The organism is Blastomonas aquatica, from assembly GCF_014639875.1.
Classification (GTDB): domain Bacteria; phylum Pseudomonadota; class Alphaproteobacteria; order Sphingomonadales; family Sphingomonadaceae; genus Blastomonas; species Blastomonas aquatica.
The window spans coordinates 440,813-456,188 of the sequence record NZ_BMGD01000001.1 but is presented as its reverse complement, the minus strand read 5'-3'; the positions used below and the strand labels follow the sequence as shown (position 1 = coordinate 456,188).

The 15,376-nt window shown below is 64.1% G+C and carries 12 protein-coding genes; 6 read left to right on the top strand and 6 right to left on the bottom strand.

Translation table 11 applies throughout. The annotated features are described in order from the left end of the window. Positions 1-62: 62 nt before the first annotated feature. Positions 63-1,235, bottom strand: coding sequence for an acyl-CoA dehydrogenase family protein (locus IEW00_RS02110; RefSeq protein WP_188512697.1), 1,173 nt, complete (start codon positions 1,233-1,235; stop codon positions 63-65). A gap of 116 nt (positions 1,236-1,351) precedes the next feature. Between IEW00_RS02110 and IEW00_RS02105 the strand changes: the two genes are divergently transcribed. Both IEW00_RS02105 and IEW00_RS02100 read left to right on the top strand, forming a co-directional pair. After that, positions 1,352-2,674: an adenylate/guanylate cyclase domain-containing protein gene (locus tag IEW00_RS02105; RefSeq protein WP_188512696.1), complete on the top strand. Its 1,323-nt coding sequence runs from the start codon at positions 1,352-1,354 to the stop codon at positions 2,672-2,674. Positions 2,675-2,740: 66 nt separating this feature from the next. Further along, on the top strand, positions 2,741-3,010 hold the full coding sequence (locus IEW00_RS02100; protein ID WP_188512695.1) for a hypothetical protein: 270 nt from the start codon (positions 2,741-2,743) through the stop codon (positions 3,008-3,010). 9 nt (positions 3,011-3,019) lie between these two features. On the opposite strand, the gene IEW00_RS02095 is transcribed toward IEW00_RS02100, so the two are convergent. Both IEW00_RS02095 and IEW00_RS02090 read right to left on the bottom strand, forming a co-directional pair. Beyond that, positions 3,020-5,767 (bottom strand): [protein-PII] uridylyltransferase, encoded by a 2,748-nt coding sequence (locus tag IEW00_RS02095; RefSeq protein ID WP_188512694.1) that lies wholly within the window; start codon positions 5,765-5,767, stop codon positions 3,020-3,022. Positions 5,768-5,804: 37 nt separating this feature from the next. Then, positions 5,805-7,523: a class I adenylate-forming enzyme family protein gene (locus IEW00_RS02090; RefSeq protein ID WP_188512693.1), complete on the bottom strand. Its 1,719-nt coding sequence runs from the start codon at positions 7,521-7,523 to the stop codon at positions 5,805-5,807. A 175-nt stretch (positions 7,524-7,698) separates the two neighbouring features. On the opposite strand from IEW00_RS02090, the gene lgt reads away from it, so the two are divergent. Both lgt and IEW00_RS02080 read left to right on the top strand, forming a co-directional pair. Next, entirely contained in the window at positions 7,699-8,517 is an 819-nt protein-coding gene (gene lgt, locus IEW00_RS02085; protein WP_188513066.1) for a prolipoprotein diacylglyceryl transferase, read from the top strand. 16 nt (positions 8,518-8,533) lie between these two features. Continuing rightward, entirely contained in the window at positions 8,534-9,628 is a 1,095-nt protein-coding gene (locus tag IEW00_RS02080) for a class I SAM-dependent methyltransferase (RefSeq protein WP_188512692.1), read from the top strand. 84 nt (positions 9,629-9,712) lie between these two features. On the opposite strand, the gene IEW00_RS02075 is transcribed toward IEW00_RS02080, so the two are convergent. Continuing rightward, positions 9,713-10,678 (bottom strand): L-threonylcarbamoyladenylate synthase, encoded by a 966-nt coding sequence (locus tag IEW00_RS02075; protein ID WP_188512691.1) that lies wholly within the window; start codon positions 10,676-10,678, stop codon positions 9,713-9,715. 48 nt (positions 10,679-10,726) lie between these two features. On the opposite strand from IEW00_RS02075, the gene IEW00_RS02070 reads away from it, so the two are divergent. Both IEW00_RS02070 and IEW00_RS02065 read left to right on the top strand, forming a co-directional pair. Next, complete coding sequence (locus IEW00_RS02070) at positions 10,727-12,463, top strand: acyl-CoA dehydrogenase family protein (protein ID WP_188512690.1); 1,737 nt, start codon at positions 10,727-10,729, stop codon at positions 12,461-12,463. Positions 12,464-12,590: 127 nt separating this feature from the next. Then, complete coding sequence (locus tag IEW00_RS02065) at positions 12,591-13,421, top strand: ATP-binding protein (RefSeq protein ID WP_188512689.1); 831 nt, start codon at positions 12,591-12,593, stop codon at positions 13,419-13,421. A 102-nt stretch (positions 13,422-13,523) separates the two neighbouring features. Here the strand turns inward: IEW00_RS02065 and IEW00_RS02060 are convergent, their stop codons facing one another. Continuing rightward, positions 13,524-14,492, bottom strand: a complete 969-nt coding sequence (locus IEW00_RS02060) for a flagellar motor protein MotB (protein ID WP_188512688.1) — start codon at positions 14,490-14,492, stop codon at positions 13,524-13,526. Positions 14,493-14,495: 3 nt separating this feature from the next. Then, a complete protein-coding gene (gene motA / locus IEW00_RS02055; RefSeq protein ID WP_188512687.1) occupies positions 14,496-15,359 on the bottom strand; it encodes a flagellar motor stator protein MotA in 864 nt (287 codons plus the stop codon). Positions 15,360-15,376: the final 17 nt, after the last annotated feature.

The window sequence follows — 15,376 nt, the reverse complement described above, 5'->3', positions numbered from 1 at the left end:
CTGTGCCAGTTCAAGTGGCACCGTTTCGGACAGGTGATGGACGTGTCATCGTCCATTCCGGATCATTTCCCTCCGAACAGCTGCCGGCCCGCCAGATCGAGCATGATTTCCTCCGACCCGCCGCCAATCGCGTTGACGCGGACCTCGCGATAGATGCGCTCGACCTTGGATCCGGTGATGTAGCTCGCCCCGCCCAGTATCTGCGCGGCCTCGCGCGCGACGATCTCGAGCATCTGTGTCGCCTGCACCTTGAGCATGGCAAAATCGGCGGGCTGATCCCGGCCGTTCTCAAGCCCCCAGGCGCACTGATCGACCCAGGCCTGGGTGGCGGCAATCCGCCGCGCCATATCGGCCAGCTTGATGCGGATCGACTGGTGCTTGACCAGCGTCTTGCCGAAGGTCTCGCGGGTCTGCGCCCATTGCACGGCCTCTTTCAGGCACACCCGCGCGAACGCGCAGCAGCCCATCGCCATGCCCAGCCGCTCGGAATTGAAGTTGCGCATGATGCCGATAAAGCCGCCATTCTCCGGTCCGATCAGCCGGTCGGCGGGTACGCGCACATCCTGCAGATAGATCGCTGCGGTGTCCGAACAGCGCCAGCCCATCTTGTCGAGCCGGGTCCGGGTGACCCCGGGCGTGTCGATGTCGATCAGCAGCAGCGATATGCCGCCCGCGCCTGCGCCGCCGGTCCGCACCGCGCAGGTCAGCCAGTCAGCGCGCATGCCCGACGTGATGAACATCTTCGATCCGTTCACGACGTAATGATCACCCACCCGCTCGGCGCGGGTCTTCAGGCCCGCAACATCCGACCCGCCCGACGGCTCGGTGATGCCAAGCGCGATGATCTTCTCGCCCGCCAGCACTGGCGGGGCGACCATGTCCTTGAGCGCATCGCTGCCCAGCGCGAGCACCGGGGGCAGGCCGATGCCATGGGTCATCAACGATGCCGTCAGTCCGCCGGCGCCTACTGCGGCAAGTTCCTCGGTCTGGGTCATACCGTGGAAGATGTCGAAGCCCTCGCTATGCCCGCCATAGGCTTCCGGATACCGCAGACCCAGGATGCCGGCGTCTGCGGCCTTGCGGTGCAGGTCGCGCGGCAGCTCGCCATCAGCTTCCCACTGGTCGATATACGGCGCGATCTCGCGCGCGACAAAGCGGCGCACTGATTGTGCCAGCGCCTCATGGCTTTCGTCGTAGAAGGGCGAGCGCGCGCGCCAGTCGTCGAAATCGGTCATCGGGCATCCTCGTGTTGTCTTTACGCTCAGGGCTGGAGCCGTGTTACCTGTTTGTCAATTCTCCGATGCTATTGGGCTATGCGGGCGGGCAGACCGTCCTTCCAGGGGGGGGCAAGATGCAGCCAGACCAGCCAAGCCAGCCAAGCCAGACATCGCCCGGCACGCCGCAGACAATCAGCGGACGGTTTGTCGATCCCGATCTCGAGCGGAGGTTTGTGACCGGCGAGCGTCAGGCGCGGGTGGTCCACATGCGGTTGTTCTCCGGCTTCCTTGCCGCGATGCTGATCGGCTATGCGCTGGTCAATCCACTGTATTTCAGCCGCGAGGACGAGCTGCGCTTCACGCTGCTGCTGCTGCCTGCGCTTGGCATTCTGGCGGGCTATGCCGGGGCCACCGCCTGGCGTGGCTATGCCAGCCGCCCGATCATCGATTTTGCATGTCTGCTGGGCATCGCATTCCTGATCATGGCGGAAAACGCGCTACTGTTCGAGGAAATGCAGCGCGCCCAGGTGCAGTTGCACGCGTCGATCGCGATCAATGGCCTGATCGTCATGGCGTTTGCTGCGATCGCGTTTGCCGGGCAATTGCGCTGGTACACTGCGTGGCTTGGCTGCCATGCCGCGGTCTATTTCGGCATCATGGTGGTGACCGAGGCGGACCTTGTCCCGTTTATCTACGCCACGCTCGCTTATGTCACCAGTGCTGCCGTTATGCTGTTGCTGACCTGGTCGGTGGGGCAGGCACACCGGCAGAGCTTCATCCTGTCCGATGCGCTCGAGGCCGAGCGCGCCAAGACCGAAGAGCTGCTGTTCAACGTTCTGCCGCCTGCGGTCGCCGCGCGGCTCAAGGCAGGGCAGGTGGTGGCTGACAGCTATCCCGATGTCTCGGTGGTGTTCATAGATATCTGCGGCTTTTCCGACCTGTCGCGGCGGATTTCGCCGGGTCATCTGGTCGATCTGCTCAACGGCTTCTTCCTGCTGGCGGACAAGTGCGCGGCTGAGACCGGGATCGAGAAGGTCAAGACGATCGGCGATGCGTATCTCGCGATCAGCGGCGGCAACAACCCCTCGCACAACAGCGCCGATGCCGCGATCCGCTTCGGCGAGGCGGTGATCGCAGGTCTGCCCGAATTGCGCACGGCCACCGGCATCGATCTGCATATCCGGGTCGGCATCCACACCGGCCCCGTGGTCGGCGGGGTGATTGGCGAGACCCGGATGGCGTATGATTACTGGGGCGAGACGATGAACATCGCCAGCCGCATCGAGGGTGCAGCGAACCCCGATGGCATTGCCGTATCCGAGACCACCTGGATGCGCGGACGCGGCGAACGGCACTTCGAACTGCCGCAGATGCTGACCCTCAAGGGTGTCGGCGAGATGGCGGTCTATCGGCTGGCGGAGAAACCCAGCGCCGATATCATCCGACTGGTGGGTTAGGCCGCCCAGGCTGGGCTACGCCAACGCCAATTGGCAGCGACTAAAAATCGGGCTAACGATTGCGGCATGCCAACTCTCGTCATCTTCCTGTGCGGCATCGCCAACTTTGCGCTTCACAAGGCGACGATGGAGTCCGACCACCCGATGGCGCTGCAGATGCGCGCGGCATTCGGCCGGTTCATGGGCGGCTATGGCAGCTATCTGCTCGAATTTCTGATCCTGCTCTCGGCGCTCAGCTTTGCCGCGATGGATTGGGCGATCGCGCTTCCGGCCTATCTTGTCTACACCGGAATGAATGGCCTTGCCGGATGGGCGATCCTCAACGGCAAGATCTGAGGCGCAGCGTCAGGCGGCAACCGCCGGTTCGGGCTGCTCGGCAGCCGCAGCCAGCAGCCGCTTTTCGAGCGTCCTCAAACGCGATTTGCTGTCGATCTTGTCGCCCAGAAGATCGGTGACATAGAAGGTATCGACCGCGCGCTCGCCATAGGTCGCGACATGCGCCGAGTGGACGATGCATTTGAGATCGAACAGCGCGAATGCGAGCCGGTTGAGCAGCGCAGGCCGATCGAAGGCGTTGACCTCGATCACCGTGAACCGGTTTGAGGCCTTGTTGTCGACCAGCACGACGGGCGCGATGTTGAACGCCTCGGTGCGCGGGCGCGCGGTGGGGCGCGCGATCAGCCGGGGGGTCAGCGCGACCCTGTTGGCCAGCGCATCTGCGATCGCGCTCTTCAGCCGGGCGATCTGGCTTTCCTCCATGAACGGGCGGCTCAGCGGATCCTGAACCAGGAAGTTGTCGAGCGCCATGCCATCGCGCCGCGTATGGATGCGCGCATCGATGATGTTCCCGCCGGCCAGATGGATTCCGCCTGCGATCCGATAGAACAGGCCGGGATGGTCGGCAGCGCTTACCGTCACCAGGGTCGCCCCGCGTGCAGGATAGAACTCTGCCGAGACCGTCAGCGGTTCGGTATCGTGCGTATCGATCAGTCGCATGTTCTGGACGATGATGTCCTCGGGCTCAGCAATCCAGTACGCGTCGTCCAGCTTGCGGGCGATCTGGGTGAAGCGGCCCTCGTCGATCTTGAGCAGGCCGCGCACCTGCTCCTGCTTGGCCAGAACCCGCTCGCGCCGTCCGTGCTGCTTGTGGCCCAGCCGCAGCACCTCCTCGGTCGATTCGAACAGGTTGCCCAGCAACTGGCGCTTCCAGCTGTTCCAGATGCCCGGGCCCACCGCGCGGATATCGACCACGGTCAGCACCAGAAGCAGCTTGAGCCGCTCGGGGCTTTTCACCATCGCGGCAAAATCGGCGATCGTCTTGTAGTCGGTGAGGTCGCGCTTGAAGGCTGTGGCGGACATCAAAAGGTGATAGCGTACCAGCCAGGCGACCTGCTCGGTCTCGGCCTCGCTGAGGCCAAGACGCGGGCAAAGCTTCATCGCGACCTCGGCACCCAGCACCGAGTGATCGCCCCGGCGGCCCTTGGCGATATCGTGCAGCAGCGTGGCGACGAACAGAACGCGGCGGCTGATCAGCTTCTGCATCACGTCATAGGCGAGCGGATGATCGTCCTTGAGCTCGCCCGATTCGATCCGCGCGAGCAGACCGATCGCGCGGATCGAGTGCTCATCGACGGTGTAATGGTGGTACATGTCGAACTGCATCTGCGCGACAACACGGCCGAAATCGGGAACGAACCGGCCGAACACCATCGCCTCGTTCATCCAGCGCAGCACCATTTCGGGGTCGCGCGGACTGCACAGAACATCCATGAACAGCGCGTTGGCGCGGGGATCGGCGCGGACATGCCGGTCGATCAACCCTGCATCCATGCTCGCCTGGCGCATCGCGCTGGGGTGGATCTCGACCTTGTGCTTGTCTGCCAGCTGGAAGATCTCGATCATCCGCACCGGATCCTCGCGGAAGAAATCGGGCCGGGGCAGGGCGAGCCGTCCGCGATCGAGCACGAAGCCTGAAAGCTTGCGAGGGCGGCGGCGGAGCAGCGCGGGAATGAACCGGCGGTCACGCGCGGCGAACTGGTCATCAAGCTGCGCCAGAAACACGCCGGTCAGGTCGCCGACGCGTTTGGCGTTGAGGAAGAAATACTGCATGAACCGCTCGACCGCCGACTTGCCCGGACGGTCGGCAAAGCGCATACGGCTGGCGACCTCGCGTTGCAGATCGAAGGTCAGCCGGTCCTCGGCGCGTCCGGTGATGTCGTGCAGATGGCAGCGGACGGCCCAAAGGAAATTGGCCGATCGGCGAAATCCGCGAAACTCGGTCATCGTCAGCAGCCCGGCATCGACCAGCTCGGCCGCCGAGCGCACCTGGTGGATGTATTTGCCGATCCAATAGAGCGTATGGAGATCGCGCAGGCCGCCCTTGCCGTCCTTCACATTGGGCTCGACGACATAGCGGCTGTCGCCCATCTTCTTGTGCCGCGCGTCGCGTTCCTCGAGCTTTTGCGAGACGAAATCGCGGGCGGTGCCGGTGACGACATCCTTCCAGAAGCGCACCGATGCCTCGCGGTAGATCTCCTGGTCGCCCCAGACATAGCGCCCCTCGAGCAAAGCGGTGCGGATGGTGAGGTCGCCCTTGGCCTGGCGGACCATCTCGTCGATCGAGCGGCTCGAATGGCCGATCTTCAACCCCAGATCCCACAGGATATAGAGAATTGCCTCGATCGCCTGCTCGGTCCAGCTGTTCTTCTTCATCGGCGTGAGGAAGGCGATGTCGACATCGCTGTGCGGCGCCATCTCGCCCCGGCCATAGCCCCCGACCGCTGCGATGCAGAAGTGCTCGCCCATGCTCTGGTTGGCGACCGGGTACTGGAAATGCACGACATAATCGTGGATCAGCCGGACGATCTGATCGATCAGGAACGCCTGAGCTGCCGCGCACTCATGCCCGGCCGCCGGATTTGCGACCAGCCGCTCGGCAATTTCCGCCCGCCCCGCCGCCAGCGCATCGCGCAGCAACGTCACCACTTCGGCGCGCGCCTTGTCGCCCAGGTCCCCCGCCAGCGTCGCGATACCGGCATCGAGCGCGCGTCGATCGATGATCGCGCGCTGGTTGGATACGGTAGCTACTGGCATCAGCGAAGGCGCGGACGGTACGGGGTCGGGTCGAATGTCAGCTGCTGACTCCTGCATCGGCCAGGGCTTGGGCCTGATAGGTCTTGCGCAGGCCGACCTTGTCGATCTTCGCTGTCCCCAATCTGGGGAGCGCACCTGTGCTTTGCCAGAGCCGTGCGGGAACCTTGAATGCAGCGAGCTGTCCCGAAAGGAAGTCGGTGAGTTCGGCATCGCTCAGCGTCGCGCCATCGCGCACCACGTAAACTGCGCCGACGATCTCGCCGAACCGGTCGTCGGGAACGCCGAACACGCTGGCTTCTGCAATGTCGGGGTGTGCATAAATCGCCGCTTCCACCTCGACGCAACTGATGTTCTCGCCGCCGCGGATGATGATGTCCTTCTTGCGATCGACGATGAACAGATAGCCCTCGGGATCGATATAGCCCAGGTCACCGGTGCGGAAATAGCCATCGGGCATGATCGCGGCGCGAGTCGCCTCGTCATTGTTCCAATAGCCCAGGAAGTTGGCGACCGACCGAATCGCAACTTCGCCAACCGCACCCGAGGGCAGCGGATGACCGGTGTCATCGAGAATCGCCATGTCGACCAGCGGACGCGAAGCCTGGCCCGTGCTGTCGGGCTTGGCCATGTAGTTCTCGTTAAAGTTACCGCAGCCAACGCCGTTGGTTTCAGTAAGGCCATAGCCCAGGATCGGGAACGCCCAGTCCATCGTCTCCTTGATCCGCTTGACGTGCTCGACCGGGCGCGGCGCACCGCCTGCGGCGAACGATACGCAGCTGGTCAGGTCGTATGTGTCGCGGTTGGGATGGGTCGCCATTTCATAGCTCATCAGCGGTACGCCGACGAAATAGCTGACCTTTTCACGCTCGATCAGCCGCATCGCCTCTTCGGCATCCCATTTGGGCATCAAAACAAGCTTACGTCCGATGACGAAGCTTTGCAGCAGCACCGGCACTTCGGCGGTGACATGGAACAGCGGCACATTGAGCAGGGTGGCGGGCTGGCCTTGCGGAGGCTTGCCCTGCCGGGTGACGATGTTGAGCGCCATCAATGTCTGCGCGACATAGCTGAAGGTGCCCTGCACCACGCCGCGATGGTCCGAATACGCGCCCTTCGACTGGCCGGTGGATCCCGATGTGAACAGGATGGTGGCCAGGTCGTCGCCGGTCAGCTCGGGCAATTCGGTCGCCGGGTCTCCGCCTGCGTCCAGAACCGCCGCCAGACCGGTTTCGGGCGGGCCGTCGTGGCTGAACGTGATGACGCGCGCATCGCCGATATTGCCGCATTCGGCGATGCGACTGGTGCAGCGATCGTCCGCCAGCACCAGCTTGCAGCCGACATCGGTGATCCCGGCGCACAGCTCGGGCCCTTGCCACCAGCCGTTGAGCAAAGTGGCGACGCCGCCTGCCATCAGAACGCCCATATAGGCGATGATCCAGTTGGCCGAGTTGCGCGCTGCGATGCCGACGCGGTCACCCTTTTCGATCCCATGGCCCGCAATCAGCGCCGCTGCGACATGGCGCGCGGCGGAATAGCTCTGGCCAAAGGTCAGCCGGGTCTCGCCATCGACCAGAAATTCCGCATCAGCGTGCTGCATGCAGAAATAGGCAAAGAAATGCGAGAGCGCGGGCGGAGCCGACGCGATCATCGGCAGTTTCTGGCCGTATTTTTCAAAATGCGTCAAAGGCAACATGCCTCCTTCGCCGGTCAGCGCCTGGATGGCTTCATCCATCATCTGGTCCAGCTCGGTTGCCATTAAAATCTCTCCTCTTTCGCTTGTGCTTGCCAACCCTTATGGAGATGAAAACCCGTGGGGAAAAGCCTTGATCCTGCCCATTACGGCGCTTGCCGCCAACACTGTTACATCCACTGTAGCCGACGCGGCGGCTGGTGCTGCTTCGGTTGCTGCAAATGCCGTCGCGTCCACCGCGATCCGCTTTGAAGAACTGGGGCTGTCGCCGGTCGCGCTCAGCATCGGCTCGTTCCAGCTCAAATGGTACAGCCTTGCCTATCTGTTCGGCATCATGCTGGGCTATTGGTACATAGGCAAGATGCTCAAGCAGCCCGGCGCACCGATGGCGCAGCGGCACGCCGATGATCTGATGCTGTATGCGACGCTGGGCATCATCCTGGGTGGCCGTCTGGGCTATGTGGCGTTCTACCGACCCGATCTGTTCGAAACTCCGCTGGAGGTGTTCAAGGTTTGGGAGGGCGGGATGTCCTTCCACGGCGGGCTGCTCGGCGTGATGGCCGCGATCGGTTATCTTACTTGGCGCAACAAGCTGAGCTATATGCGCGTCGGCGACTATGTCGCCTGCGTGGTGCCCTTCGGGCTGTTGTTCGGTCGGCTCGCCAACTTCGTCAACGCAGAGCTTTGGGGCCGCCCCACCGATGTCGCCTGGGCAGTGATCTTCCCCACCGATCCCTCGGGCCTGCCGCGTCACCCCAGCCAGCTTTACGAGGCCGGTCTTGAAGGTGCGCTGCTCGCGATTGTGCTGGGTGTGCTGTTCTGGAAGACCGATGTGCGCCACCGCCCCGGTTTCCTGGCCGGCGTATTCCTGGCAGGCTATGGCGCGAGCCGCTTCTTCGTCGAATATTTCCGCAATCCCGATCAGCATCTGATCGAATTCGCCCAGCGCACCGGTATGAGCATGGGCCAGTGGCTGACTGTTCCGATGATCGTGATCGGCCTGTATCTGATCGTCAGTTCGCGCAACCGTGTTGCCAAGCCGCTTCCTGCTACGGTCTGACACCGTGGAGGGGGGCATGGACGACGCGGCGCAGACCGGTGGCGATGGTGGCGATGCCGGGCTGGAGGCGATCTTCAGGCGGCTGATCGGCGCGACCGGGCCGATCAGCGTTGCCCACTACATGGCAGAGGCCAACGCGCATTATTACAACCGTGCCGATCCTTTCGGCGCCACCGGCGATTTCATCACCGCGCCCGAAATCAGCCAGATGTTCGGCGAGATGATCGGGCTGTGGCTTGCGGACCAGTGGCAGCGCGCGGGCAAGCCGGCCTTGTGCCATTATGTCGAGTTCGGCCCCGGGCGCGGGACATTGGTCAGTGACGCTTTGCGTGCGGCCGAGCAATTCGGCTTTCGCCCGCGGGTGCACCTGATCGAGGGCAGCAGCCGGTTGCGCCAGATGCAGCAGACGCTCATCCCGCAGGCGACATGGCATGACGGACTGGACAGCGTTCCGCGCGAGGGGCCGCTGCTCATCGTCGCCAACGAATTTCTCGATGCGTTGCCCGTCCGCCAGGTCGTTCGCGCCGAGCAGGGCTGGCGCGAACGTGTCGTGGTCCACAATGGCGAGCGTTTTCTGCCGGTTGCGGGCGCAAGGCCGATGGATTCCGCGGTTCCGGCGGTGCACGCCGACAGTCCGGTGGGCACGATCCTCGAGACATGCCCGGCGGCGAGCGGCATGGCATTCGAGATCGCGACCCGGCTGAAGGCGCAGAGCGGCACCGCGCTGTTCATCGATTACGGCTATAACACCGCCGATACGGGACCACATACCGGCAGCACGCTGCAGGCGGTCCGCGCGCACCAGAAGGTCGATCCTTTCGCAGACCCCGGTCTTGCCGATCTCACCGCGCTGGTCGATTTTGCCCAATTGAAGCAGATCGCGCTGGCAGGCGATGTCGATTGGCTAGGGCCGGTGGGGCAGGGCGAATGGCTGATGGCGCTGGGCATCGCCGAGCGCGCTGCGACCCTGGCGCGCACCCAGCCTTCGCAGGCGCAAGCCCTGATGGACGCGCTCGACCGGCTGGTTTCACCTGAGCAGATGGGGACGCTGTTCAAGGTCATGGCCTATCGCGGTCCGGGCTGGCCAAAAGGCGAGGGGTTTGGGGGGTGATTTTTGTGACGCCGCCGGTCACCCTCACCCTTCCCACTCCGCTTCGCGTCGCGCAGGCGCGCAGCGCCGGAAGGGTGAGGGTGACTAGACCGCCGCCCGCTTCAACCGATCGTTGATCGCATCGCCCATGCCGCCAGCAGGAATCGGCGCGATGGCGATGCGCGCGCACGCCGAAGCGTCCGCACGGTGCAGCGCCGCATAGAGGTTCGCCGCCGCCTCGGCGAGATCGCCGCTGGCCGACAGCGTGTCGTCGCCCGCCACGGATCCAAAGCCGATGAGCCACTCATCGGCTTCAGCCGACGCCGCATCCAGCCGCACCGACTTGCTTGGCGCATAGTGGCTGGCGAGCTGCCCGGGAGCCTCGATGGCATGATCGCTCGGCGGCAGCGGGTCTTCGCCCAGTATCGCAGTGATCGCAGCCGGATCGATCGGGCCAGGGCGCAGCAATTGCCAGCCGCCGGGCGCAGCGCCAATGTTGCGCAGCGCAACTATCGTCGATTCCAGCCCTGCGCTGCACGCCCCGCCATCGATGATCAGCGGCACGCCGTCGCCCAGGCTGGCGGCGACATGCGCAGCCGTGGTCGGGCTGATCGCGCCGCTGCGGTTGGCCGACGGCGCTGCCAGCATCATCCCGCCAGCGGTGAGCACCGCGCGCATCACCGGGTGCGCGGGGCAGCGCAGCGCGATCGTCGGCAATCCTGCGGTCACGGCGGGTGCGACATTGGCACCGTCTGCCAGCGGGAGCACCAGCGTCAAAGGGCCTGGCCAGAACGCGGCGGCGAGTTTTTCTGCGCGCGTATCAAAAATTGCCAGCCGCCGCGCCGCGTCCACATCGGGCACGTGGACGATCAGCGGGTTGAAATCTGGCCTGCCCTTGGTGCGATAGATCGCCGCTACGGCATCCGCGCGCGAGGCATCGGCGGCCAGCCCGTAAACCGTTTCGGTCGGCAGCGCGACCGGGCGGCCATCGCGCAAAATCGTGATCGCGCGGGTGATCGCTGCGTCCGATGCGGGCAGGATCTGCGTGTCTGAAGGGTTGGAAGCGGTCATGTTGGTGCCTATACAACGCAGGCACGTAGCGAACAGCAGGGAAAAGCCATGACATTCACCGCACCGACGATCGAACAGCTGTTCGTCCTCAAGACGATCACCGGGATCGACGATCTGGCGCGCCACGAGCGGTTTGCCGAGGCAACCCCCGATCTGGTCGAAGCGATCGTCGATGGCGTGGGCGCGTTTGCCGCAGGCGAGTTCGCACCGCTGTATCGGATCGGCGATACCGTGGGCGCAAGACTGGTCGATGGCGCGGTGAAGATGCCCGAGGGATACCGCGAGGCGTATCAGCATTATGTCGATGCCGGCTGGAGCGCGCTCAGCGCACCTGCCGATCACGGCGGGCAGGGGCTGCCGTTTTCGCTGGCGACCGTCGCGCTGGACTCGCTTGGCGCAGCCAACATGGCGTTTGCGCTCTGCCCGATCCTCACCGTCGGCGCGATCGAGGCGCTGCACCATCACGGCAGCGATACGCAAAAGGCGCTGTATCTGCCCAAGCTCGCCACCGGCGAATGGACCGGCACGATGAACCTCACTGAGCCGCAGGCAGGAAGCGATGTCGGCGCGCTGCGCGCCACCGCCACCCCCCGCGGTGATGGCACCTGGTCGATCAAGGGGCAGAAGATCTACATTTCGTTCGGCGACCACGACATGGCCGACAACATCATCCATCTGGTGCTGGCGCGCACCCCCGATGCGCCTGCGGGCACCAAGGGCATATCGCTGTTTCTGGTACCCAAGTACCGGCTCGATGCAGATGGCAATCCCGGCGAGGCCAATGGCGTCAAGACCGTATCGATCGAGCACAAGATGGGGATCAACGCCTCGCCAACCTGCGTGCTGCAGTTCGGCGAGGGCGAGGAGAGCGTCGGCGAGTTGATCGGCGCGGAATTCGGCGGCATCCGCGCGATGTTCACGATGATGAACAACGCACGGCTGAACGTCGGCCTGCAGGGCGTGCAGATCGCCGAGGGCGCGACGCAAAAGGCGATGTGGTTCGCGCGCGAACGGGTGCAATCGGCGCGTGCAGGGGCCGGCCGCGATCCGGTGGCGATCATCGAGCACCCCGATGTGCGGCGCATGCTGCTGCGGATGAAGGCGGGGACCGAAGCGATCCGCGCGCTGCTGTATTTCGCCTCGGGCTATGTCGACCGCGCGAACCTCGAGATCGAAGGCGCGCGCGAGATGGTCGATCTGCTGACCCCGCTCGCCAAGACCTATGGCACCGATCTCGGTAGCGAGATTGCGTCGCTGGGCGTGCAGGTGCACGGCGGCATGGGCTATGTCGAGGAGACCGGCGCGGCGCAATATTACCGCGATATCCGCATCGCGCAGATCTATGAGGGCACCAACGGCATCCAGGCGGCGGACCTCGTCGGGCGCAAGCTGGGGATGGGCGGCGGCGATGTCGTGCGCGGGCTTATTGCGGACGTGCAGGCCGACTGCGGCAACCACCCGGCGCTCTCGGCGCTCGCGGGCGATTGCGCCGAGGTGACCGAGTGGATGATCGGAGCATCGGTCGATGACCGGCTCGCGGGCAGCTATCCCTATTGCACGATGATGGCGGTGATGACGTCGGGCTGGCTGATGCTCAAGCAGCAGCGCGCCGCCGAAGCGATGCTCGATGCGGGCGATGGCAACGCCGATTTCCTGAACGCCAAGCTGGTAACGACACGCTTTTACCTCGAGCGCATGGTGCCCGAAGCTGGTGGCCTCAAGGCTGGCGCGATGGCGGGCGCAGAGCAACTCTACGCGCTGGACACCGAAGCGCTCGCGGGGTGAGGGGTCTTCCCTCTCATCTTCCTTTCTCGTCATTCCCGCGAACGCGGGAATGACGCTTCTGCGCTTGTGCCGAGAAGAAAAGCGGGACCCCCGCGTTCGCGGGGGTGACGAAAATGGGCGTGCCTGAATGACCAACACCGACCCCCTGATCCGCATCGCCGCCGCGCTCGAGCGGATGGCACCGCCGCCGCCGCCGCCCACCGACTGGAGCGCATCGCCCGCTTATGTCTGGGGCGGGGCCAGCGTGCTTGCGGTTCGTGACCTGCAGGCCATCCCGCTCGACCGATTGTTCGGCATCGATGCGCAAAAGGCGAGCTTCGTCGAGAACGTCCGACGGCATGGCATAGGCTTGCCCGCGCACGATGCGTTGTTGTGGGGCGCGCGCGGCATGGGCAAGTCGGCGCTGGTCAAGGCAGCGGTGGCTGACCAGCAGACGCAGGGCGCGCCAATCGCACTGGTCGAGGCGGGTGGCTCACCCGAAGCTCTGGACACCCTTCCGGCATTATTCGACCAGCTCGGCAGGGTCGAACGCGCCTTTATCGTGTTCATCGATGATATCGGCTTTGACGGTCCAGAGGCGAGCAGCGCGGCGCGATCCTTGCGCTCGATGCTTGAGGGCGGGGCGATGGCGCGGCCGGGCAATGTCCGGCTTGCCGTCACCTCCAACCGCCGCGCGATCGTCGAGCGCAACATGGGCGAACAGGACGATCCGCTCAACCCACGCGATGCGGTCGATGACCGGCTGGCGCTCGCCGACCGGTTCGGGCTCAGCCTGGGCTTTCATGCCTGCGATCAGGCCACGTACCTTGCGATGATCGCTGGATATGCACAGGCCTATGGTCTGGCGTTTGATTCCGAAGACGCCCTGCGCTGGGCAAAACAACGCGGCGCCCGCTCAGGCCGCATCGCCTGGCACTATGTCGTCGAGCTGGCAGGCCGCGCAGGCAAGGTGGTTTAGCGCGCCGTATGCGTTTTCCGGCGAAAGCCGGAATCCAGGGCGACCGCAGTGCAACCCGGCTCCTGGGCTCAGGCTTTCGCCGGAGAACGGCGTTGGTTTACCCTACTTCTTCGGTAGCGGCGCGGGAACCGGTCTGGGCGGCAGGGCAGGCGCAGTCGATCCGCCCGAGCTGCCGGGTAGCGGTTCGCTCGACTGGCCCGTCGCACCGCTGGTGAACGCCAGCGTGATCGACATACGGCGGTTGGCGGGGTCGTTGCGGTCCTGCGGATTGAATGGCTCCCTGTCGGCAACGCCTTCGATGCGGGCAACCTTGCTGGCGTCTATACCACCCACCACCAGCGCCTTGCGGGTCGCTTCGGCACGCGCGGTCGAGAGCATCCAGTTGTTCATCGTCTTGCCCGAAGCGTATGGCAGCGCGTCGGTATGGCCGCGGATGATCACCGGGTTGGGCATGTCATTGATCACCTGGGCAACCTCGCGCAGCAGTTCGGCGGCCTTGGGCACCAGGCTATCGGTGGAGAGCGCAAACATGCTGAAGTCGGCTTCATCGACCAGATCGATGCGCAGGCCTTCACGCGTGTCGGTGAAGCGCACGTTCTTCATCAGCTTCTGCAGGTCCTTGCGAGCCTCGAGCCGCTGTTCGATCTCTTTCTTGAGCTGTTCGAACTGCGCCTGCTGCGCGCTGCGCGCGGCCTTGCCCCTGTCATCATTGGTGCCGGTGGCGTCCTGCGGCACGGTGATCGCGCGGGTGCCGGTCTGTGATGCCTGTTTGGCATAATGATCGCGCGCGACAATTGATTCCCCGCCGAACAGGCCGTTGGTGCCCGCGCTGCCATTCTTCAGTTGCACCATCGTGGGTGCAAAATAGTCTGCAATCGCCTTGCGGTCCTTTTCCTCGGTGGCGCCAAGCAGCCACATCAAAAGGAAGAACGCCATCATCGCGGTCACGAAGTCGGCATACGCCACCTTCCAAGCGCCACCGTGATGACCGCCATGCGCCTCCTGGATGATCTTTTTTACGATGATCGGGCGAACGTTCTCGACCGGATCGGGCTTGCGCTTGGCGGCCATGGCTTAACGACCCCGCATGCCGTCGAACACGTCGGCGAACGTCGGCTGGTTGGCGTGGCCCAGGCTCGAGCGGGCGGCTTCGATCACCAGTGGCTGCGGATGACCATGCAGCGATGCGATGATGATCTGCTTGGCGACGTGATACATCGCGCCATCGGCATCGATCACCTGGCGGCAACGGTTGGCGAGCGGGCCGACCAGCCCATAAGCCAGGAAAATCCCCAGAAAGGTACCCACCAGCGCCGATCCGATCATTTCACCCAGAATAGCAGGCGGCTGATCGATCGAGCCCATGGTCTTGACGATCCCCAGAACGGCCGCGACGATGCCCAGCGCGGGAAGTGCGTCGGCCAGGTTCTGCAGGCCGTCGGCAGGGGCAATGGCTTCATGATGGTGCGTCTTGATCGCCTGATCGACGACATCTTCCACTGCATGCGGATCGAGCTGACCTGACGACACGACCACCAGCCGCAGGGAATCGCAGATCAGATGGATCAGCGTCGAATCTTTGAGCAGTGCGGGATATTCGGAAAACACCGGCGAGCTCGAAGGATCCTCGATGTGCGGCTCAAGCGCCACGGGGCCTTCGGTGCGCAACATCTTCATCAGCTTGGAGACCAGGAAGATGCAATCGAGGAAATCCTGCTTCTTGTACTTCGATCCCTTGAATGCGGTTATGACGCCACCGCCGATCGCCTTGATGTGCGATCCGGAATTTCCGATGAGAAGTGAGCCTGCCGCTGCACCGCCGATGATCATCATTTCCAGCGGCAGAGCGTGCAGGATGACGCCCATGCTGCCCCCGGCGATGATGAAACCGCCAAACACCATGGCGATCAGGACGACAAAGCCGATTGCAGCGAACATGGCGTTTCCCTCGATCC

Excerpts from the sequence above, each read along its gene's own strand:
- IEW00_RS02100 (WP_188512695.1), top strand. The coding sequence starts at position 2,741 with ATGCCAACTCTCGTCATCTTCCTGTGCGGCATCGCCAACTTTGCGCTT.
- IEW00_RS02060 (WP_188512688.1), bottom strand. The coding sequence starts at position 14,492 with ATGGCCGCCAAGCGCAAGCCCGATCCGGTCGAGAACGTTCGCCCGATC.
- IEW00_RS02070 (WP_188512690.1), top strand. The coding sequence starts at position 10,727 with ATGACATTCACCGCACCGACGATCGAACAGCTGTTCGTCCTCAAGACG.
- IEW00_RS02075 (WP_188512691.1), bottom strand. The coding sequence starts at position 10,678 with ATGACCGCTTCCAACCCTTCAGACACGCAGATCCTGCCCGCATCGGAC.
- IEW00_RS02095 (WP_188512694.1), bottom strand. The coding sequence starts at position 5,767 with ATGCCAGTAGCTACCGTATCCAACCAGCGCGCGATCATCGATCGACGC.
- IEW00_RS02105 (WP_188512696.1), top strand. The coding sequence starts at position 1,352 with ATGCAGCCAGACCAGCCAAGCCAGCCAAGCCAGACATCGCCCGGCACG.
- IEW00_RS02080 (WP_188512692.1), top strand. The coding sequence starts at position 8,534 with ATGGACGACGCGGCGCAGACCGGTGGCGATGGTGGCGATGCCGGGCTG.
- IEW00_RS02065 (WP_188512689.1), top strand. The coding sequence starts at position 12,591 with ATGACCAACACCGACCCCCTGATCCGCATCGCCGCCGCGCTCGAGCGG.
- IEW00_RS02090 (WP_188512693.1), bottom strand. The coding sequence starts at position 7,523 with ATGGCAACCGAGCTGGACCAGATGATGGATGAAGCCATCCAGGCGCTG.
- motA (WP_188512687.1), bottom strand. The coding sequence starts at position 15,359 with ATGTTCGCTGCAATCGGCTTTGTCGTCCTGATCGCCATGGTGTTTGGC.
- IEW00_RS02110 (WP_188512697.1), bottom strand. The coding sequence starts at position 1,235 with ATGACCGATTTCGACGACTGGCGCGCGCGCTCGCCCTTCTACGACGAA.